General features: G+C 43.0%; 15 protein-coding genes and 1 pseudogene. 8 read left to right on the forward strand and 8 right to left on the reverse strand.

Features of this window, described 5'->3' with window-relative positions; all coding sequences use genetic code 11:
• Positions 1–66 precede the first annotated feature (66 nt).
• Positions 67–1,911: an ABC transporter ATP-binding protein gene (locus J8Z24_RS08675; RefSeq protein ID WP_252094530.1), complete on the forward strand. Its 1,845-nt coding sequence runs from the start codon at positions 67–69 to the stop codon at positions 1,909–1,911.
• Here the strand turns inward: J8Z24_RS08675 and J8Z24_RS08680 are convergent.
• Complete coding sequence (locus J8Z24_RS08680) at positions 1,895–2,497, reverse strand: TetR/AcrR family transcriptional regulator (RefSeq protein WP_128731716.1); 603 nt, start codon at positions 2,495–2,497, stop codon at positions 1,895–1,897. The genes J8Z24_RS08675 and J8Z24_RS08680 overlap by 17 nt on opposite strands.
• Before the next feature lie 604 nt (positions 2,498–3,101).
• Here J8Z24_RS08680 and J8Z24_RS08685 point away from each other — a divergent pair.
• From J8Z24_RS08685 to J8Z24_RS21950, 7 genes and pseudogenes are all read left to right on the forward strand, one after another.
• Complete coding sequence (locus J8Z24_RS08685) at positions 3,102–4,277, forward strand: efflux RND transporter periplasmic adaptor subunit (RefSeq protein ID WP_252094531.1); 1,176 nt, start codon at positions 3,102–3,104, stop codon at positions 4,275–4,277.
• A 4-nt stretch (positions 4,278–4,281) separates the two neighbouring features.
• Positions 4,282–7,454 (forward strand): annotated as a pseudogene (locus J8Z24_RS08690) (efflux RND transporter permease subunit).
• 827 nt (positions 7,455–8,281) lie between these two features.
• Positions 8,282–9,991 (forward strand): AMP-binding protein, encoded by a 1,710-nt coding sequence (locus J8Z24_RS08695; RefSeq protein WP_176031774.1) that lies wholly within the window; start codon positions 8,282–8,284, stop codon positions 9,989–9,991.
• Positions 9,992–10,593: 602 nt separating this feature from the next.
• A complete protein-coding gene (locus tag J8Z24_RS08700) occupies positions 10,594–12,525 on the forward strand; it encodes a S41 family peptidase (RefSeq protein WP_252094532.1) in 1,932 nt (643 codons plus the stop codon).
• Between the two features lie 417 nt (positions 12,526–12,942).
• On the forward strand, positions 12,943–13,572 hold the full coding sequence (locus J8Z24_RS21940; protein ID WP_502934626.1) for a catalase: 630 nt from the start codon (positions 12,943–12,945) through the stop codon (positions 13,570–13,572).
• Between the two features lie 64 nt (positions 13,573–13,636).
• Complete coding sequence (locus J8Z24_RS21945; protein ID WP_502934627.1) at positions 13,637–14,215, forward strand: catalase; 579 nt, start codon at positions 13,637–13,639, stop codon at positions 14,213–14,215.
• A 3-nt stretch (positions 14,216–14,218) separates the two neighbouring features.
• The gene (locus J8Z24_RS21950) at positions 14,219–14,437 is read left to right on the forward strand and encodes a catalase-related domain-containing protein (RefSeq protein WP_502934628.1); all 219 of its coding nucleotides are present in this window, start codon (positions 14,219–14,221) and stop codon (positions 14,435–14,437) included.
• A gap of 57 nt (positions 14,438–14,494) precedes the next feature.
• Here J8Z24_RS21950 and J8Z24_RS08710 read toward each other — a convergent pair whose 3' ends face one another.
• From J8Z24_RS08710 to J8Z24_RS08740, 7 genes are all read right to left on the reverse strand, one after another.
• Positions 14,495–14,935, reverse strand: coding sequence for a hypothetical protein (locus tag J8Z24_RS08710; RefSeq protein ID WP_252094533.1), 441 nt, complete (start codon positions 14,933–14,935; stop codon positions 14,495–14,497).
• 350 nt (positions 14,936–15,285) lie between these two features.
• Positions 15,286–16,623, reverse strand: a complete 1,338-nt coding sequence (locus tag J8Z24_RS08715) for a sensor histidine kinase (protein ID WP_252094534.1) — start codon at positions 16,621–16,623, stop codon at positions 15,286–15,288.
• Positions 16,620–17,939 (reverse strand): sigma-54-dependent transcriptional regulator, encoded by a 1,320-nt coding sequence (locus J8Z24_RS08720; protein ID WP_176031778.1) that lies wholly within the window; start codon positions 17,937–17,939, stop codon positions 16,620–16,622. Before J8Z24_RS08720 ends, J8Z24_RS08715 begins: the two co-directional genes overlap by 4 nt.
• Positions 17,940–18,000: 61 nt before the next feature.
• Entirely contained in the window at positions 18,001–19,221 is a 1,221-nt protein-coding gene (locus tag J8Z24_RS08725; protein ID WP_128731363.1) for an ABC transporter permease, read from the reverse strand.
• 2 nt (positions 19,222–19,223) lie between these two features.
• Positions 19,224–20,585, reverse strand: a complete 1,362-nt coding sequence (locus tag J8Z24_RS08730; RefSeq protein ID WP_252094535.1) for an ABC transporter permease — start codon at positions 20,583–20,585, stop codon at positions 19,224–19,226.
• A 9-nt stretch (positions 20,586–20,594) separates the two neighbouring features.
• A complete protein-coding gene (locus tag J8Z24_RS08735; RefSeq protein WP_176031781.1) occupies positions 20,595–21,290 on the reverse strand; it encodes an ABC transporter ATP-binding protein in 696 nt (231 codons plus the stop codon).
• A gap of 39 nt (positions 21,291–21,329) precedes the next feature.
• Entirely contained in the window at positions 21,330–22,598 is a 1,269-nt protein-coding gene (locus J8Z24_RS08740; RefSeq protein WP_252094536.1) for an efflux RND transporter periplasmic adaptor subunit, read from the reverse strand.
• Positions 22,599–22,692 lie beyond the last annotated feature (94 nt).

A 22,692-nucleotide genomic window follows, 5' to 3' on the forward strand; every position in this document is an offset into this window, starting at 1 on the left:
ATCTGTGACTCGCGCATGGCGCACTATCAAGGTAGACTAGCTACTGAACAAATTTAGGGATTATTCATGTATCGAGTTTTTGAACGCTTTACCAACCCATTTCCAGAACAAGAGGTCGGTCAGCCGCCACAAGGTTTACTGGCATTTTGTCGTTTTTATACCCAAGGTATGGGATGGCCGCTTTTCTTTATGTCACTTAGTGCTGCGATATTAGCAGTATTGGAGGTTACACTCTTTGGTTTTATGGGTGACTTAGTTGATTGGTTATCCAGTTATACGCCAGAAACGTTATTCGCTGAAAAACAAACCGAATTGATCAGAATGTCTTTGGTCACCTTAGTTGCTTTACCGTTGATCGTTTTCTTCCATAGCGCAATTTTGCACCAAAGTTTACTGGGTAATTACCCGATGGCGATCCGCTGGCAAGCACACCGCTATTTGCTAAAGCAGTCCATGACATTTTACCAAGACGAGTTTGCTGGGCGTATTGCGACTAAAGTAATGCAAACAGCACTAGCTGTGCGAGAGTCCGTCATGAAGCTACTTGATGTACTGGTATACATATTGGTTTATTTCACCGCTATGCTTGCGCTCGTTGCCAGTAGTGATATGCGTTTGATGATCCCACTTATAGTATGGCTTGGATGCTATATAGGCTTTCAGTTCTATTTTGTACCTAAGCTAAAACAAGTCTCTAGCGAACAAGCTGATGCGCGCTCAGAAATGACAGGCCGAATTGTTGACAGCTACACCAACATCTCGACAGTCAAGCTATTTTCTTACACTAAACGTGAGGAAGAGTATGCCAAAGATAGTATGGATGTATTCATCCAGCCTGTTTATAAACAAATGCGTTTAGCAACTAGCCTTAATGTAAGTATTCAGACGTTAAACTACCTTCTCGTTTTTTCGGTTGCTGCGTTGTCTATTTATCTTTGGTCTTTTAATGCCATTAGCGCTGGTGCAATTGCCATAACTGTTGGCCTAGCGCTGCGGTTAAACGGCATGGCACAGTGGATAATGTGGGAAATTAGCGGCCTATTTGAAAATATAGGTACCGTTGCAGATGGCATGAATACTCTCTCTAGACCACTTGAAATTGTCGATCAAAAGACCGCTGCACCATTGGCTTTTAAAGCAGGAAAAATAGATTTTTGTAACACAACTTTTGCTTATAAACGAAAAGATGCTGCACGTCAGCATAATGTTATTGAAAATCTTAACCTCAATATTAAACCTGGGGAGAAAATAGGTGTTGTTGGACGCTCAGGTGCTGGTAAGTCTACACTCGTCAACCTATTACTAAGATTTTATGATACTGATAATGGTAGCATTAACATTGACGATCAGAATATCGCAGAGGTTAAGCAAGAGAGTTTGAGGCGTTATATCGCCATGGTGACACAAGACACGTCACTGTTGCACCGCAGCGTGCGAGACAATATTCTTTACGGTCGCCCAGATGCCTCAGAAGCAGAATTAATCGCAGCAACAAAAGAAGCTCAAGCGTACGACTTTATTCAAGATTTAGAAGATAGTCATGGAAATACAGGTTTTGATGCTCAAGTCGGTGAACGTGGCGTCAAATTATCAGGAGGACAGCGACAGCGTATCGCTATTGCCAGAGTGTTATTAAAAAATGCGCCTATTTTGATATTAGATGAAGCAACATCGGCGTTAGACTCAGAGGTTGAACAGGCAATTCAAGAAAGCTTAGATGCACTGATGGAAGGCAAAACCGTAATCGCCATAGCTCATCGTCTTTCCACCATAGCGCAAATGGATAGACTAATAGTAATGGACGAAGGCAAGATTGTTGAAGAAGGCAGCCATCAATCCTTGCTAGCCTTGGGTGGCATTTATGCCAAACTTTGGTCCCACCAAACAGGCGGCTTTATTGGCGTTGAGTAACACCGTTACAAAATAATGCCACCGCCTTTTCAACTAATATGTCAAGCTCTGCTTCAGGAAGTGGAGCTTGCCATTTAATCGCCCGCTCCCAGTACCCAAGCTTTTTGAGCGCTCCCCAGAAGTACGCGGCCGCAAGATCTGCATCAAAATCCCCTAAACAGCCTGCATTTGCTGCATCCTCAAACCACTGGATCATTTCAGCTTCACAATGGCTAAATTTGCCATTCAAATTCTGAGCTTGTTCAAAGCTGCGCATAGATTCAATCATCACAATTCGTGATAAGCGCATGTAATCTTCATCATTTAACAACGTCATCGCGCTTTTTGCGAGGTGCTGTAGTTGCACAGAAAAATCATAATTCGGAATAAACTGTATTGCCGTTATAGGTTTTATCCGTTCAATCAACAATTCGACAACAGCATCAAACAATTCATCTTTTGTTGAATAATGTTTATACAGTGTTCGTTTGGATACTTCAGCTGATTGGCTGATCGACTCCATCGTGGTTGCTTGTAAACCTTTTTGCGCAAATTCTTCAATCGCTGCGCATAAAATTGACTGCTGTTTTGGTGAAAGTTGCGTCATCTACTTATTCTGTCTTTAATTAATAGTGGGAAAAGCGAGCCATCTACATAACCTAACGTTTGGATAAGCAAAAGGTCATCACTTAGGATGCCAGTATCTCATGGTTTATTTTGTTAGCCTGTGCATTTTTGACTACTGAATTTTACGAATTATCAATACCAGATAAAACGTAAATGGTAACAGTTGACCTAAAAACTCGCTCAAGCACCGCCCACACCAATGGGCAAAGGTTATTTAGCTGTTAAATCACATGGTAAGTTGTATACCAAGTAAGGCTGATATAGAGATAAGCCCTCTTTGTAATAAATCAACATTCCCTTTATTTTAATCAAAAAAGTCGTTAATAAAAAGTACACATGATCGTATACCTAAACAAAAGAAAAGTACACGGAGTCGTTTACCTTTTATTTCTTTAAGTATACACTAGCGTTTACTTGCTTAATTGTCGATCAAAGTGCCTTAACTTTGGTGTGGTTGAGACATGGAATTGCGTCAGTTGCCTATGTGATTATAGGCAACTGTTTGTTATTAAAGGCAAATTGCAAGATATTCCCAGTAAACCCGCTGGGCAGCATAAAATGATAATATAGGAATTGGAGTGTTCATGTATCCAACATCAATACGTAGTCGTGCAAAACACCTATCTTTTTTAATGCTCACGCTTGGCGCTTTGTCCGCGTGTTCAGAAGCACCAAAACAAGGAGGTGGCCATGCAATGCCTCCTGCAAAAGTGAGCGTGCAGCAAGTTACCACCCAATCGGTTCCATTTGATATCGAGTTACCTGCAACGCTTGCCGGTGATAAGGAAGTAGAGATCCGTTCTCGTGTTTCAGGGATCATCGAGTCGAGAAATTTTGAAGAAGGCCAGTTTGTAAAATCTGGGCAATCGCTATTTACCATAGAGCTTAAGCCTTTTGAGTTAGCCGTAGAAAAATCAAAAGCAGCACTGCAAGCAGCAAAAGCAAACGTAGAGCAAACTAAACGCGAACGTGACAGACTTGAGCGACTAAAAAACGAGCGTTCAGTATCCAAACGCGATTTTGATAACTCTGTTTCAGCATATGATGTTGCGATTGCAAACCTTGAGTCTGCCAAAGTGGCATTAAGAGAAGCTGAGCTGGACTTAGAATACGCAAAAGTTGAGGCTCCGGTTTCGGGTATTGTTGGACGAGAGCTGATGTCTGAGGGCAGTTATGTTTCAGGACCTAGCGTATTGTTAACAGAGCTAACTGATACTAGCACTATCCGCGCTCGTTTTGGCTTTTCAGAGCGCGAGCAATTAGCGATGCGAAAAGACGTGGAAAGTGGCTTATTGTCTTTACCAGAACACAATGAGTTTGATACCACAATTATTCTTCAAGATGGGTCGTTATACGCTCAAGTGGGTAAAGTAAACTTTAGCGATGTTCGCGTAAATCGTTTTACTGGCACCAGTGAACTGCAAGCTCGCATCCCAAACGAAAACGGTGAACTAAGACCGGGGCAATTTGTACGAGTCAAGTTATCTGGAGCCGTGCGAAACAATGCGATTGTGTTGCCACAACGAGCCGTATTGGATAACGGCACTGGTAAGTTTGTATACATTGCAACTAAGAACGAACAAGGTACGACCGTTGCCCTACCCGCACCAGTTAAAGTTGGTGAATGGGTCAAACTTAACAACGAAAATATGTGGGTGATCCGTGAGGGCCTGCAAACAGGTCAACCTGTGATTGTCGAGGGGATGGCTAGAATTTTCTTCCCCGGTATGCCGGTCTCTGTGAGCGAGCAAGGAGAATAACCTGATGTTCTCCAAATATTTCATAAATAGGCCTATTTTCGCCTTTGTTATTTCAATTGTGATAGTACTGGCAGGTCTGGCAGCAATGCGCAGCTTACCAGTCGCTCAGTACCCTGAAATTGCCCCACCTCAAGTCGAGGTTCGAGCAGTGTACCCTGGAGCCTCCGCTGATGTGTTAGAGCAAACTGTCGCGACCCCTATCGAAAATGCCATAACGGGTGTCGAGGGCATGATGTATATGACATCGACAAGCACCAACTCTGGCGTCACAACAATAGCGGTGACATTCGAGATTGGCACAGATGTCGACCAGGCTGCGGTAGACGTAAACAATCGTGTAAAGCAGGTTGAAGCTCGACTACCTGAAGAAACGAGACGTCAAGGCGTGGTTGTTCAAAAAACCTCTTCTAACTTCTTACAGGTTCATGCGTTTTATTCGCCAGATGGCACTCGAGATAGTCTTTGGACATCAAACTACGTAACGATGAATATCCTCGACCGTGTTAAGCGAATTCCTGGAACGACCAACGTACAGATCTTTGGTGCTAAAGATTATGCCATGCGTATTTGGTTGCGCCCAGATATTATGAGTCAGCTTGAAGTTACAGCGGATGAAGTTGCCAGTGCAATTAGAGAGCAAAACTCTCAGTACGCTGCGGGTAGTATCGGTGCAACTCCAACCTCTCAAGACGCGCAGTCTTTGGTATACAGTGTTACCGCAAAAGGTCGCTTATCTACCGCAGAAGAGTTCGAGAATATTATTGTTCGTGCAAACCCTGACGGCTCAACACTTCGCCTTAAAGATGTTGCACGCGTGGAACTAGGCTCAAAAGACTATAACTTCCAAGGTACTATCAACGCTAAAGAGGCTGTATTACTCGGTGTGTTCTTACAACCAGGTGCAAACGCACTGGATGTAGCAAAGGCTGTAGAAGCGGAAATTGAACAGATCAAACCTCAGTTCCCTACCGGTCTTGCTCACGTCAATTCTTATGACACCACAAGATTTGTAGAAGTTTCAATTCGAGAGGTGTTAAAAACACTAGGTGAAGCAATGATCTTGGTATTCTTAGTGGTCTACCTATTCTTGCAAAACTGGCGTGCAACGCTAATTCCAACACTTGCGGTACCAGTATCTTTACTTGGCACATTTGCAGGGCTCTATATGCTCGGTTATTCAATTAACACATTAACCCTGTTTGGCATGGTACTGTCTATTGGTATCGTGGTAGACGATGCCATCGTAGTACTTGAAAACGTTGAGCGTATTATGCACGAGCAGGGCTTACAGGCTAAAGAGGCTGCGGTTAAAGCCATGCAGGAAGTAAGTGGCCCTGTCGTTGCGATTGTGCTGGTGCTATGTTCAGTGTTTGTACCTATCGCCTTTTTAGGTGGCTTAACAGGTGAACTATTCCGCCAATTTGCGATCACTATTTCGATCTCGGTTAGCTTGTCTGGTGTGGTTGCACTGACGATGACGCCTGCGCTTTGTGTGTTGCTGCTTAAGCACGAGCACAAACAAGATGCCAAGTTCTTCCTGTGGTTCAATGACTGGTTCCATCGTGTAACCGGACGCTATGTTGGTGCGGTTAGCTTTATGGTTCGCCGTGGTTTTGTTGGCCTAACATTGATGGCAGCCATGATTGGTGCAACGGTATTTTTGTGGCAAAAAACACCAAGCTCTTTAGTACCTGACGAAGATCAAGGTTACTACATGATTGCTGTATTTTTACCTGATGGCTCTTCACTAGAGCGCACCGCTAAAGTAGCCAATGAAGTCATCGCAGCTGCGAAATCAAACCCAGCTAACGAAAACGTTGTGGCGTTTACGGGAATGGACTTCATCGGCGGAGGTTTCAAAAATAGCGCCGCGACGATGTTTGTGACACAAACACATTGGGATGAGCGAGACGTGTCAGCGAAAGAACTTGTTGGTGAGCTATTTATGAAGACCGCACACATCAACGAAGCATTGGTACTTGCTTTTAATCCACCTCCTATCTTTGGATTGGGTACTACAGGTGGGTTTGAAGTCTTCTTGCAAAATAAAGGCGGCTCTGATCCTGCTAAATTAAAGCAAGGCATGCAGATGATCATGGCTGAAGCCCAGAAGAGTCCAATCCTTACAGGTATTCAAACGCTATGGCGTCCTGATGCGCCGCAGTTGAAAGTGCATATGGATCGTGAACAAGCCCGTGCCATGGGAGTTAATATCAATTCAGCGTTTAACGCTCTGGCAGCTAATTTGGGTAATTACTACGTTAACGATTTCAATAAATTTGGTCGTGCATGGCAAGTTATTATGTCTGCAGAAGCCGAGTTTAGAATGACACCGGAAGATGTTGGACGCATATATGTGAAAAACAATCGTGGCGAAATGGTTCCTATCTCTGCCTTTACAGATATTGAATACAGCCGAGGTCCTGAAACCATGAACCGTTATAATAATTTATCAGCGGTGAAGTTAATGGGTGAAGCCGCGCCAGGTTACAGTTCAGGACAAGCTATTGCTGAATTTGAGCGTATCGCTAATGCAGTACTCCCCCAGATATGACTTACGAATGGACAGGCTCTGCGTTCCAAGAGAAGCAAAACTCTGGTACCACTGGTATTGCCCTAGGTATGGCTGTGATCATGGTATTTTTGATCCTCGCGGCACTTTATGAGCGTTGGTCATTACCGGTCTCTGTGATGCTAGCACTACCATTTGGCACCTTTGGCGCACTAGTATCGATTTGGATTGCAGGACTCACCAACGATGTCTACTTCCAAATTGGTTTAGTGACGCTACTTGGCCTTGCCAGTAAAAATGCTATCTTGATCGTTGAATACGCATTGATGAAATACCAAGAAGGATGGAGTCCTGCCACTGCAGCACTAGAAGCCGCTAGACTACGCTTTAGACCCATCATTATGACTTCTCTTGCTTTCATCCTTGGTGTTGTTCCTTTGGTGATGAGCTCAGGCGCAGGTGCAGGAGCAAGACACAGTGTTGGTACAGGGGTTATGGGTGGGATGCTCTCTGCGACTTTCCTCGCAGTATTTTTCTTACCATTATTCTTCTATTGGCTAATGGCAAGGCGACTATCAGAAAAACGCTCCAAACAAGCGCTTTCAGATGAGATTGCCAAACACCACAAAGAAGAGCATGTAGAAACAGATGAAGGGCTGGTGTAACCCGCCTTAATCGCAAGCCAAAGTAAAACGCCTGAATTTCTCAGGCGTTTTTTATCCTAAGCAATCTGAGCTTCGGATAATTATACCAACCTGCTTAATTAAGTGATCTATTTTGGGCGAGAAAATCTTGTCGATAACTCCGCTAACGCGTCCTGCTATCGCTAAGGTACCTACATCCATATAGGCAAGGCAAAAATTTTGCTATTTAGTTGTTCTAAATGAGAAATTTTTAACGCTGTTAGCGTCAGATTTACTCCTTCAAATTGAGCAAGCATTAAGTCAAATTGGTATTAATACCAATTATCTTAATCAAGTGGTCTATTTTGAGGCGAGAAAATCTTGTCGATAACCCCGCTACCGCGTGCTACTATCCCCAAATCTCTCGGACTAGACAAGGAAAACTAAGTTGCGCTTTAGCAACAATGAGTTGGAATATTCCTTATCCAAACCTCTGGTTAAATAACAAGCTTATTATTATTTTACTCCCATGCTTTATTACTATCCATTAGTCGTAAATTCATGCTTTTCATCCAATTAAACTTGATTTTGTCGACAATTACGTTATCACTGAATGTACATAACGATAATAATACCAATTTGCTTAGCTAAGCGGTCTATTTTGAGTCGAGAAAATCTTGTCGATAACTCCGCTACCGCATCCTGCTATCGCCAAGGTACCTACATCCGTGTAGGCAAGGCAAAAATTTTGCTATTTAGTTGTTCTAAATGAGAAATTTTTAACGCTGTTAGCGTCAGATTTATTCCTTCAAATTGAGCAAGTATTAAGTCAAATTGGTATAATTACCGATCAACAGCAAGGACATGTCATGACTACAGAGAGCAAAGAATTAAATAACTACAAGCTTACAAAAAGTTACTTTACAGGATCTCAAACAACACCATTAACTAATCTGACAATAGGAGAGTACTTCGACAACATTGTCGACAATCATTCACAAAGAGAAGCGATTGTTGTTTCTCATCAATCAATTCGTCTGACTTATCGGCAGTATCTCGATAAGATCAATCAACTGGCCGCTAGCCTATTGGCAGTTGGCATACAACCTGGGGATAGAGTTGGTATTTGGTCTCCCAATAACCTTGAATGGAGCTTGGTACAATTTGCAACAGCCAAAATTGGTGCCATTATGGTTTGCATAAACCCCGCCTATCGACCAAGCGAGCTTGAGTATGTACTCAATAATGTAGAATGCAAGATGCTAGTGATGGCAAAATCGTTTAAGCATAGCCATTATGTCGATATGATAAGAGAGCTAGCACCAGAATCTTATGACTGTATGTTTGGTGAGCTAACCTCCAAACGTCTTCCATCTTTGAAACAAATTGTACTGATTGATGAGGATAGTGAACCTGGGTTCATGAATTTCTCAGCTCTGCTAGAGATGGCAAATGACGCCCACTATTTAGAGGCAAGCGCAATCGCAGCTAACTTAAATGCAGATCAGGCAATCAATATTCAGTTTACTTCTGGCACCACAGGAAACCCAAAAGGCGCCACACTGACACATCGAAACATTCTCAATAATGGACTACTGGTTGCCAATGCCATGAAACTCACAGAGCAAGATAAGCTTTGCATTCCTGTCCCACTTTATCATTGCTTTGGCATGGTACTTGGCAACTTAGTATGTTTAAGTAAAGGCGCTTGCGCTGTATTTCCAAACGATAGTTTCGACCCGTTAAAAACACTTCAGGTTGTCGAGCAGGAGCAGTGTACTGCGCTTCATGGTGTACCAACGATGTTTATTGCTCAATTAGAGCATCCTAATTTTAGCGAATTCAATTTGTCCTCCCTGCGCACAGGCGTGATGGCAGGCTCAACTTGCCCTGAAAAAGTAATGCGCCAAGTACAAATACAAATGCACATGACTGATGTGCTAATTGGCTATGGCCAAACTGAGTGCAGCCCCATTAATAACATTACCGAGATTGACTCTCCCATCGACAAGCGCGTCCAAACTGTCGGTCGGGCCATGCCGCACACCGAAGTTAAAATTATTGATGAACTTGGACATATCGCCCCCATTGGGACGCCCGGAGAAGTATGTGCGAGAGGTTACTGTGTAATGCAAGAATATTGGCAAGACCCTGAAAAAACAGCTGCGACCATTGATGCTGATGGCTGGCTACATTCCGGCGATTTAGCGGTAATGGATGAGCAAGGGTTTGTGAGTATTGTCGGCCGTATTAAAGATATGATTATTCGCGGCGGCGAAAATATCTACCCTCGCGAAATTGAAGAGGTAATGTATCACCACCCAGACATTCAGGATGCCGCAGTATTTGGTATTCAAGATGACAGGTATGGTGAAGAGGTATGCGCCTGGGTGCAACTCAAGCCCGGCCACTACATTTCTGAAGATAATATTCGTGAATTTTTAAAAGAAAAGCTCGCTTACTTTAAAATACCAAAACATATTAGATTGGTAGATGCTTATCCCATGACTGTAACAGGGAAGCTACAGAAATTTAAAATGCGAGATCAGATGGAGCAAGAGCTACACCAAACCGCATAGTCAAAGCGTGAAATAATCAACACCGCTGAGCTATCAATCCTCATGCTAACTGCGCTGTGCTTTTAAATAACCACCTTTAGCGCAGCTAGCCTTCAAATCACTGTTATACCAATAGCCGCTGTAGGAAGTGAATTCAACGCAGTTAGTGCTAAAACTGGCAGCTAGAAAGGCATTAATTATCCGTTGGCTCAGGTTACTTAATTAAGCTTTCTGTGCTGAGGCAAGACAAGCTTTTCGATAACTCCCCCTGCTATCGCCAAGATACCGATATTCGTATAGGCAACAAGGCGGAAAATTTAGCTTATCGCCACCTAGCACTTTTAGGCTGAGTAAGGAAATCATTTAGCCTAATATTTAAAACCATGGGTTAGCTAATTTCTTTTCTGTACAGCAAGTTACTTGATACGTAGCGAGCCAATCCCCCTACCAAGGAACCATTGCGTTATTGCATCAAATTTCAGCTAAAAAGCGAACAATCAGAAATAACACCTAATACCAAACAGTAAAAACCATAAATTATTATCATTTTATTTAAACTGTATCGACATTTGTACCCAAAAGATATAAAACAGTCTTGTTAATACATACAGGAAAATAACAATATGTTTAAATTATCAACAGTAGCCAGCGTTTTGGCATTGAGCTTTACATCGGGTGCAATAGCACAAATTTCTTACCTTGAAGACACGCGTAACCAGATCAGCGTTCAAGATTATAGTTATGAGCAAAAAGCATTAGTCGCTGAGCAAGCAAAACTGCTACTTGACGGTTTATACGTAAATAAATATGCCAAGAACCTGTACTATGGTCTCTCTCCAGCAGGCCACTTAGATCCTGTGGTCGCAATTGATGAGTTAATTAACAACATGGGGAACTTGAGCTCTACTCAATTCCACCAGCAGCTGCAACAAATCTTCTTGTCACAACGAGATTTTCATTTGGACTATAACTACCCAGCGCCAATGAAAAACTTTATTTCGTTTGTACCGGTTCACTTTGCCCAAACAGTCAGCGCAGAAGGTAGTAAAGAAGTACGCGTAAACCGAATTTGGCAAAATTACACCGTACTTGCGCCAGAAATTGCCTCTGTATCTTTAGGTGATAAGGTTGTCGCTTACAATGGCCAGCCGATTATTGAAGCGGTAAACAATAATTTATTTAAAGGTGGCGGTGCCAACCCTGACGGCGGATTTGTTGGGGCTGTCAATACGTTAACTATCAAATCACATAACAAACACTTCCCACCACAACAAGATGCGTTAACGATTACACTTGAGTCCTATGAAACAGGTGAAACATACTCCATTAACGTGCCTTGGTTAGTATTTAATTCAAAACCCAACGCGCCTGCCACAGCACAGGATGAAACGGCACAATTTACTCAAAGTATTAACTATGAGTTTGCGACATTTAAAGAATTGGAAGCGGCAGCGCAAGATGATACCTTTATGTTAGCTGCAAATGGTACCGCAGAGCCGACCGTGACGTGGAATAAAGTACAGGTTGACGGAGAGTCAGTAGGCTACATAAAACTCGCATCATTCTCACCTACAAACGGTGTTAACACTGCGCTCGTCGCTATTATTGATCTTTTAGATAATAAACTTAACGATACCAAAGCGCTTATCATTGATGTTCGAGGTAACCCAGGTGGTAACATTGTATACAACGACTACTTGTTGCAGTTGTTTACACCAAAACGCGTAACGCCTTCACACGCACGTTTTATTAATACAGATGAGAATCACCATATTCTGAATAACTCGCAATTTGGCACCTTTCTTAGCGACAATTGGCGTCAAGTGTTAGCTGATGTTAAAGGTACGACTGAGCAGTATTCAGCTGCCACTTCATTTATCACCAAAGACGCTGCCAACCAAATTGGCCAAGCATACTATGGTAATGTTGGCATTTGGGCCAATGCCAACACTTATTCAGCAGGTGATATGTTTACATGTGGTATGCAGGATAACGGCATCGCGACGGTATTTGGCCAACATGAACGCACAGGTGCTGGTGGCGCGAACGTGCTTGAACACAATGTATTTGTACAATACGTTGGTGCGCCATACCAAGCACTTCCTTATGAGCAAAGTATGCGCGTCTCATGGCGTCAATCTGTACGTCAAGGTCATCATATTAATGCACTCATTGAAGACTATGGCTGTGTCGCAGATGAACTCGTTAGCTATAACGTTGAAGACATCTTTGACGGCGACACGCAAGACTTCAACACTATCGCCCGCAAGTTGCTTGCAAAACCAACCGCTCAGGCAACAGTCGTATTTGAGTCCGATAGATTCGCACCAATTGCGCAGACGAATGGCCTGTATAGTTTTGACGTAACAAATACTGAATATGTAGATGTGTATATTGACGGCACAAAAGTAAAACGTATTCCTGCATTTGTTTATGGCGCACAAGCTAAAACACTGAGTTACACATTACCAGCTGATGTAACCAGCGGCACTGTGCAGTTTGTTGGATTAGATAGTGGTAAAACACGTCTATGGAATTCAACAAGGTTTTTCTAAGCTTTTATACCAATTTGCTTAACTAAGTGGTCTATTTTGAGGCAAGAAAATCTTGTCGATAACGAGGCAAAAATTTTGCTATTTAGTTGTTCTAAATGAGAAATTTTTAACGCTGTTAGCGTCAGATTTACTCCTTCAAATTGAGCAAGTATTAAGTCAAATTGGTATTAGTTAACATTCATTCCTAAACTCGCAGCGGGTAAACCGCTGCATTTCAGACAACTATACAGTATCTTACCCGTATGCAAATCCTACTTCCCTTAACTGGGAAAATAACTTTCACTATGAAAATTTTTCTCTGTAAATTCCTCCATAACGATTAAATTAGAAATATAAGCCAATGATAAGTATGAATTTTTAACCTGGCTTAGTTTTTGCTCCCTTCAGCGCTATATTTTACATACAAGGAAACGAGCAATGACGAAATGTCCATTAACGACCACCGCAGGTAATCCAATCGCCTATAATCAAAATAGTTTGACCGCAGGCCCTCAAGGTCCACTGCTGGTTGAGGATTACCAGTTGATCGAAAAACTGGCGCATCAAAATAGAGAGCGGATTCCAGAGCGTACCGTTCACGCTAAGGGATGGGGTGCATTTGGAACATTTACAGTAACAAACAACATAAGCCAGTATACCAAGGCAAAACTGTTTGCTGAGGTTGGCAAGCAAACCGATATTCTGATGCGCTTTTCAACGGTAGCTGGCGAAAAAGGGGCTGCGGATGCTGAGCGTGACGTAAGAGGTTTCTCGATAAAGTTTTACACTGAAGAAGGTAATTGGGATTTAGTTGGCAATAATACCCCCGTCTTTTTTGTCCGTGATCCGTATAAATTCCCAGATTTTATTCACACCCAAAAGCGTCACCCAAAAACTCACCTGCGCTCTAACACCGCGCAATGGGACTTTTGGTCTCTGTCACCGGAAAGCCTGCATCAAGTATTAATTTTAATGTCTGATCGTGGCTTGCCAACGGATGTGAGACACATGAATGGCTATGGCTCTCACACCTTTAGTTTGATCAATGAAGAGAACCAAAGAGTTTGATCAATGAAGAGAACCAAAGAGTTTGATCAATGAAGAGAACCAAAGAGTTTGGGTAAAGTTCCATATGAAAACCCAGCAAGGCCACCAGTATCATACTGATGAAGAGTCTAAAGCGGTAATTGGCGAAAGCAGGGAGAGTTTTCAAGAGGACTTGCTAGCGGCGATAGAACGCGGAAATTATCCGAAATGGGATATGAAAATTCAGGTGATGACTGAAGCGCAAGCAAAACAGTTCCAACACAATCCGTTTGATCTAACCAAAGTATGGCCACATGGCGACTTTCCCCTCATCGATGTTGGTACACTCGAATTAAATCGCATACCAGACAATTATTTTGCTGATATAGAACAAGCCGCATTTAGTCCGTCTAATGTAGTATCTGGAATTGGATTTTCTCCGGATAAAATGTTGCAAGCACGCATTTTCTCTTATGCTGATGCGCACCGCTACCGACTCGGTACCCATTATGAGGCATTGCCTGTTAATCGCCCAAAATGCCCGGTGCATCATTACCACAAAGACGGTGCAATGCGGTTCTTTAACAATGAACCCGGTGGCAACGAAGATGCTTACTACGAGCCTAACTCAATGGGAGGCCCAAAAGAGAGTCCAGAGTATAAACGCCCAGCTCTTGAACTTTAGGGAATGGCAGATAGATACGACCACCGCGAAGATAATGATGACTTTTCACAGCCTCGTGCTTTATATTGCCTATTTGATGATGCCCAAAAGCAGCGCTTGTACGGCAACATCGTGCGCGCGATGGCGGGTGTACCTGAACATATCATAGAACGCCAACTTGGGTTATTTAAATCTGTTCACGAAGAACTTGAAGCCGGTGTTAGAACAGCACTGGATCAATAAGGTTAGCTCCCCAATCTGAATAAAAGCTAGCACCTGAAGTGCTGGCTTTTAAAACGGCTAAATTTTTGACCAAGCTTTTTTGGTTCCAAGCGCAAAAGCGCCGCCTATGACCAAGCAAATGGAGGAGCTCACCCACCAAAATGTCATGCTGTTATCAGGGATAGTTGGCATGATAAAAACAAAGCCAACTCCTCTTATTAAGAAAATTAAACTTATTACACACAAAGCGGTTTTCATCAAAGGTAATTGCCGGATCAATTTTGCCCCTGAAAACGCATAGCATGACCAGAGCAGTAAAATTGTAGCGATAACGGCAGTGATAAGGTGAGGATAAATAAGCCCTTCCTCGGCCATAGTAGCCATTTCTTCGCCGGCACCAAAAAATCGATACCAAGATGCACCGAAGATAATGCAGCCAATGTGCGCCACTGCGGCAATCGCTGTACACACGCCGGCAAAGAGTAAAAAGTAGTTATTGGTTTGAGTTTGCGCGTTCAAGTTTATATCCCTATATGGTCAATTTGCTTGAGTATCGCTGCTCTGCCTTTGCCTGTCGATAGATATGCGCTCAACAGGAGTTATTTGTAGGTCGTGATTTACCACGACAAAGATTTCCGCCGCTTAGGGTGCGGCATTACAACCTAAAAGATCGCGGGGTGAACCCGCTCCTACCAGATATGAGCTTAACAGAAAGTGAGGCCAGCAGGCTAAACCTGTGAAGCTTGTTATTTGTAGGTCTTGATTTATCCGAGCAAAAAGATTTCCGTGGCATAGGGTGCGGTATTACAACCTAAAAGATCGCGGGGTGAACCCGCTCCTACCAGATATGGGTAAGTGTCATTACAAAGCTATGCTTTTGGTGCGACGAGTGGTAAATCAAACTGCACCATTAAGCCACCTTTTTTGCGATTAAATAGCTTAAGTTGTCCACCGTGGGCAATGGCGACTTCATTACAAATACTCAGCCCTATACCTGTACCACTTGGTTTTGTGGAGAAAAATGGCAGTACTGCATTTGCAAGCTTTTCTTCTTCCATTCCCGCCCCTCTATCCACGACTACAACAATGAGTCGTTGATAATCAACCAGCAGCTTCACGCCTATTTCATCTATCTTAGACCCTGATTCATGCGCATTTTTAACTAAATTAATCAACACCTGCTCTACCTGTATAGGATCGAAAAAGGCACTTTCTACAGGGAGTGGAGCCAGCAAAGTAAAGTCATAAAGTTTGCTAACGGTATCAAGTAAAGGCTGCAAGGGTTGCTCTGTAATATTTGGCGCAGGTAATCTTGCAAATTCGCTATATTTAGCCACAAATTCACTGAGGTTTTCCGTGCGGCGGTTAATCGTCGAGAGCATGTCGGGCAATAGTTGAATAAGGGCGTGGTTTTGCTCTTTGGCGCTGCGCTCTACAATTGTATTTGCCGAGTTGGTCAACGAAGAAATGGGCGCTAATGAATTATTAAGCTCATGACTTATCAGCCGAATGGCGTTTTTCCATAGCTCCACTTCTTGACGGCTCATTTCGCTGGATAAGTTTTGACACATTAACAATACATGTGGCTGGTGGTTGAGCGTTATGCTCTGCCTTGAAAAGTAATAGCTTTGCTTTTCATCATTGGCTTGAAAAGTCACAAATCCGGATTCTTTTTGTAGCAAAATAGTTTGCAGCTTTGGGTCTGCATTTGCAATGGCATGATGAAGCACTAGGCCGCTTAACGACTTATTGTTATTAAGTAATTTTCCGGCTTTGTCGTTAGCGTATATGACTTGGTCAAATTGGTTGAGCAACAAAATAGATACCGGGGACACTTGTAAAATCGTATCGAGTAACAACTCTCGTTGGCTTGTGGCGTGGCGCTGCTTTTTTAGTGTTGTCGATAAACGATTATATTCTAGAATTAAGTCAGCCATTTCTATGCTGTCAAAATGGGTAATTTGAATTGAGAAATCTTGATCTTTAAAGCTACGAAGCCCATTTGTCAAACAATCGATTATTCGCTGCTGGCGTCCAATACAATATTGAACGCTTAATAGTCCCACAAGCGCTGCACTAAGGAGCCCAGCTGACAGCGATAATGTGATAGGCCACAATAAAGCCGAAGCAAAGCCAACAACACTTGCAAATACTAACAATGAGATAAAAACGCATGCAGACACTGCTGCTTGAAGAGATACCGTCATTTTAAACCAAACTTCTCCATTCTGCGGTATAGTGCCTGTCTGCTTAGCCCAAGCTTTCTTGCAGCTTTACTAACAACGCCATCCGCACTGTCTAACGCTGCTTGAATATCTGCTTGTGTGTACTCAAGTACAGTTCCATGCTGCGGCGTTTGAATCGCCAAATGCGCGCATTCAATTTCTTGTCCTGAGCTCAGCAGCACTGCGCGACCTATGGTGTTTTCTAGCTCTCGGACGTTACCCGGCCAAGAATGATGCTTTAACTGCTTCATTGCCGCGTTGCTTATTGTTTTACTGCTAGGTAAAAAGTGTTCTACCAACTCGGCTATATCTTCTTTACGTTCAGACAATGGCGGCAACTTCAGCTCTATCATGTTAATTCGGTAATACAAGTCTTCTCTAAAAGCACCTGCACGGATAGCTTCTGGTAAATTACTATTGGTAGCACTTATTACCCTTACATTGACCTTTTTTGTCACCGTACTGCCAACACGTTCAAACTCACCGCTTTGCAATACTCGCAGTAATTTTTGTTGACCAGCCAAAGACAAGTTACCTATCTCATCCAAAAATAGGGTTCCGCCATCAGCCGCTTCAAAGCGCCCAGCTCTGGCTTTTTGTGCGCCTGTATACGCACCACTTTCAACCCCAAATAATTCGGCCTCAATCAGGTCAGCTGGAATAGCTCCAGCATTTACCTTAATAAAGGGCTTATGTTTATAGCTGCTATTGGCTTGCACGATTTCTGCAATTTTTTCTTTACCTGCCCCGTTTGGTCCTGTGATCAATATTGGTGCATCAGAATGGGCAACCTGAGTTGCCATTTCGAGCAAGCTCAACATGGCAGGATCGGCAACCACCACACCACACAAATCATATTGTGCCTTTAATTTTTGCACTCGCGCATTACGCTGATTTGCCGCGCTACTCACCTGCTCTTGCAATTCACGCATTTCGAGCAAATTTTTCACTGAGGTGATCAACTTATGGTCTTTCCAAGGTTTAGCTAGGTAGTCTGCCGCACCATCTTTAATAAGCTCTACCGCCATTTCTAGGTTTGTCCACGCGGTAAGCAAGATGATAGGCAAGTCAGGCTCTATATCTCGAATCGCTTTATACAGCGCTTTGCCTTCGTCGCCACTTGTGGTATCCCGCGTAAAGTTCATGTCTTGAATGACCAAGTCGAATTGCTTACTGCGCACCATCTCTAACCCTTGCTGAGGAGAAGTGACACCTTCACACTGAATATCGTTAAGCAACAGAAGGACTTTAATGGCTTGAATTACATCTGGATTATCGTCAATTACCAATACACTCATGAACGCTTTTTGATCCTAATTTATAGATTTAGCCCCATACGGGGCTTTGTTGTTTTTATTATTAACTCGATTTGGTTACTTGAGCCGGTGACACTTTAGCCGCCTCTTTGGCTGGCACGTACACCGCAAGAGTGCTTACAAGCCAAGTGAAAATAGCAACCCCGACTAATAACGGGATCTCCACCACACTTTGCACGCGAACGTTGTGCATCAAAAAATAGTAAAGCAAAATCGAGAGGCCAAAGCCTAACACTAAACCGATAAAGACTAAAATTGTATTTTCTTTTATTAAAGACCACATTACTTGACCTTTAGAAGCTCCCAGAGCACGCAGTATGCCGTGATCTTTTTTACGTAAGCTAACAGAAAAGCTAACGAGTGCAACGATGCCAAGTGCTGTTACCACACAAGCAATCAGGCTGATCCCTGCCATGGTGAGCGCAAAGGTGCTCCGGCCATCCCATAAACGTTTTTTAGCTCTGCCTACAAACTCGACTCGGTCAACCATTCGCCCATCTGTATGATAGAGTGCGGTTTCGACGTCTTCGAGCACCCGCTCAGACACTCCAGCTTCGACTCTGACTAAGTAATTTACCCGCTGACGATTGCCCCAAATAACTTCAGGAACAATTCCGGAATGATATGGCTGTTGGCTATACGTTGCACCTTCTCCCAGCATTTTGCCTTTATATACACCAATAACTTGATGCGCGATGCGCTGCCTTGAAATGTACACGGATTGACCGAGCGCAGAGCTATCACCAAATAACGACTTAGCTAGCTCTTCACTTATCATCATAACCCCTGCATTTTTGGTTGTTTCATCTCCTTTAATATATTCACTGGCATAAAATTTACGCCCCTCAACAAGCTCAAGTCCAAGTACATCTGCGCCTTTTTCATCAAGACCAAAATAACCAAATACACGGTAGTCAGTTTCTGGTTGGGTGTCTTTAAAAATAGTCCATCCTGGGCCTAAGCTATTCAATACCAACTCTCGACCAGCATAAGACGCTGCAATAACACCAGGCACTTTTTCAATCGCTTGAATGTCCTTTTCTATTAGGGCTGGGACGTCGGTTGAGGTATCAAATACCCGCGTCGTGACATTGAGTATTTGACGCTCTTCAAGCTTTGATGGGATCAACCAATTTTGTAATGTTGCGTAGCTGATAAATGCGGTATTGCTGACAATCATCACTGTGATAGCTATTTGTAAAATAATTAATAACGCAATACTTTTTTGCTTTAGAATTAAGCTTAGAATGTGTTTAATCGCCATGTTTATCCCCTTAATTCCGATGCTGGTGATACGCGGCTACTGCGGTACACCGGATATAGTCCAAACAGTCCGACTGCCAAGAAAATACCTAGCGTTGTCACAAGCGCCAATTCACTATCGAACTGATAGATTTGCCTTACTTGCTCTGCTATGGCCATATAGTCAGTTTGGTACATGCGTAAATGGAACATCAATTCAAGACCTGCGAACGCCAATATAAACCCAAGGACAATGGCAGCTAGGGTTAACATTAAAATCTCTAAAAAGTGAATGATCATGATCACGCTTTGGTTGGCACCAAGTGCCCTGTATAGGGAAATAAGTTTGCGATTAGCTTGAAATTTAGCCAGCAGAATACCAACGGTATTGACTAAACAAATACCAAATAATAAGTAAGAAAAAGTCAGGTAAATAGCTTCCCATGCCATAAAGCGCTGGATCAAAATATACAACTCGCTCATGCTATAAAAGTCGGTAAGGTTTTTATGTTGAAAACGACCAAGCGCTTGCTGCTGCTTAATATAATTATTCAACCATGTTTTTAATTCGGCCAACTGCACCAATTCTACGTCATTGTGGTACTGAAACCACACCGTCAAATAACCACATTCTGCACTTTTCAGCATATCGATACTGCCACTACGAGGACTGATTGTTGTGTATAAGTCGTCGGTTCTACACGTTACCTGTCCCGTTCTCGGAAAGTTTTGCGCATAAGCATAATTTAGAGGGATAAATACGTCGTGATTATAATTATTACTAAAACTTAAATCTTGAAAGCGACGTTTATAGCGCGTTAGGTCGACTACACCAGCAACTCGTATTTGCTCTCCCTGAACCTGAATAAACTGCCCTACAGAGTCTACTCCACCAAATAAGTGATCGTTGGCATGTTTGCTGATAACAGCGATTGCTTCGCCACTTTTCTCGCTTTGCGCATTCCACGCGGTACCATAGATAAACGGCACATCAAGCACATTAAACATCCCACTATCTGTACCTGACGCCTCAACACTTATTGGCCTAACTGAATTATCTGCAAGCCCCACGATAAATTCAGTGGTATAGTTAAACGATACATATTCATACGGTAAATTCGCTTGTTGAAGGGCCTGAGCATCTTGATACGTCCAACGAGGAAACTGCCTAAAGTCGTTCACGTCTTCATCGACGTCAAAATAGTTGAGGCCAGCTGTGTATAAGCTATCCCCCTTGTAGCCAATTACCTCACTACTGCTTTGTTTCACAATAGCTGACATCGTTAACATTAATGTGATCCCAACTGCTAGGTTGATCACCATCAGTGCACTGAGCTTGGGCTTTTGTTTTAACCCTTGCCAAGCTAAAATTACTAACTCTTTCATTGCCTGCTCCTACACTGCCAGATCAGTTAGCTGAGATTTAGTGATGTCAGTGAGTTCGCCATCAAGAATTTGAATGTTACGACCAGCTCGTCTTGCCAGCTCATTGTCATGCGTTACCATAATCAATGTAGTACCCGCTTGGTTTACTTCTTGTAACAAGTCCATCACTTGCCTTGCCATTAAGCTGTCTAAATTACCTGTTGGCTCATCTGCTAATAAGAACCGAGGTTTTCCAGCTAATGCTCTGGCAATGGCAACACGCTGCTGCTGTCCACCACTTAGCTGTGCCGGGTAGTGTTTCATGCGGCTTGCAAGCCCAACGAGCTCAAGTGCTTCTTCAATGCGCTTTTTGCGCTCACTGGCTTTTATTCCTCTGAAAATAAGGGGAACTTCAACGTTGTTATATAAAGATAAGTCGCTGATAAGATTAAAACCTTGAAAGATAAAACCAATTTTTTCATTTCTTAGCTGTGACAGCTTTTTATCGTTAAGATTGGCAACGTTTTCACCATCTAAATAGTAGTCTCCACGTTCAAAGCGCTCTAATAAACCGGCAATATTCAAAAAAGTCGTTTTGCCTGAACCTGATGGACCGGTAACGGCAATAAACTCCCCCTCATCTATGCTCAAATTCACATTGCTCAGCGCATGGGTCTCAATCAGATCAGTGCGGTAAATTTTGCTTACTTCATTCATTTTTAACATTACTTATTCCTTCTCATTCTTATTTGATGCGCGGCTGACTTACTTACCGAGTAACACTCGCGCTTTGTTATTGAACGGCTCTAAACTTGAGATCACGATTTCTTGCCCCTCACTCAAGCCATCGATAACCTCAACTTCAGAAATACTTTTTACACCAAGCTGAATGGATATTTGATCTGCCTGCTCACCGACAACTGTGTATGTAAAACGCCCAGCGCCTGTTTCAACAAATGCACCTCTTTTTACTTTGAGTACGTCTTGCTTTTGCGACAGAATAATTCTGGTTGATACTTTTTGATTTTGACGAAGACCACTTGGCTGCTCGTCAAATCGCACCCGTGCACTCACGCGGCCAGCTTCAATTTCAGGGGAAATTGCAACTAGCTTAGCGCTGTATTGATATTGATTAATGAATACCTCAGCGGCCATGCCTGCACCTAGGTTTTCTGCATAAATTTCAGGAATTTGTGCTTCCACTTCAAGCTCTGAAAGGTCAACCAATGATATGAGCGCCGCATCTTGCTGCACGAACTGTTTTTGCTGCACATGTACCGTACCAACAATCCCCGACAGCGGCGAAACAATATTAAGTGCAGCAACCTGACGCTGCACTTCTTCTAGAATATGTTGTTGTCGAGTTAGACTGAGTTCGCTACTTTTGAGCTCAAACGCGAGCCGCTCTTGCTCCAGTTTTAAAGACTCAATGGCATGCTGCTCTTGCAATTGTGCGCGCTTTAGCTCGACCATGGACTGCTCAAGCTCTAGCTTTGAGATGATTTGCTTTTCGATACTTTGTTTTGATCGCGCCATTTCCCGCTCAGCGGCTTCCAGTTCTACTTTCGCCATTTCCATGCGTTGTTTGGTATCGAGTAGCTGCTGCTTGATTGAGATCCGCTGGCGCTCAACTTCTGTTTGAAGCCGTTCAAACGTCGCTTCCTCTTGAAGTAGACGATTATCCAACTCAGGACTGTCAATACTGAGTAAAATTTGCCCTGCAACTATGTTATCACCTGGTTTAACGTTGAGTGTTACCGTACCTGATGCAATCGCGTATAAATCAGGGTTATTCGCAGCGAGCGTACGCCCCTCAACACGAATATCTTCGCTGATATCACCTCTTACGACTGTGGCAAGACGTATTTGCTCCCGCGACACCGCCTGCTCGGCAGATAAAATCGTGTTAATGCTTGGCCAAGCACTGGTTAATCCACCTAAGGTGATCCCAAGGGTAAGTAAAGCGATAACTGGCTTTTTTATGGTTCTTTTTTTGGCGACTTGTTTGTCTTGCGCACTTGTATCTTTAATCATGCTACCTCCATGCGGACAAGCTGGTGTCCGCTAATATGATGAATAATTAATAACAAGTAACGTGCCAGAATTTATATTATTGTTTTATATAGAT

It is taken from the genome of Pseudoalteromonas sp. SCSIO 43201, from assembly GCF_023716725.1.
GTDB classification, from domain to species: Bacteria; Pseudomonadota; Gammaproteobacteria; order Enterobacterales; family Alteromonadaceae; genus Pseudoalteromonas; species Pseudoalteromonas peptidolytica.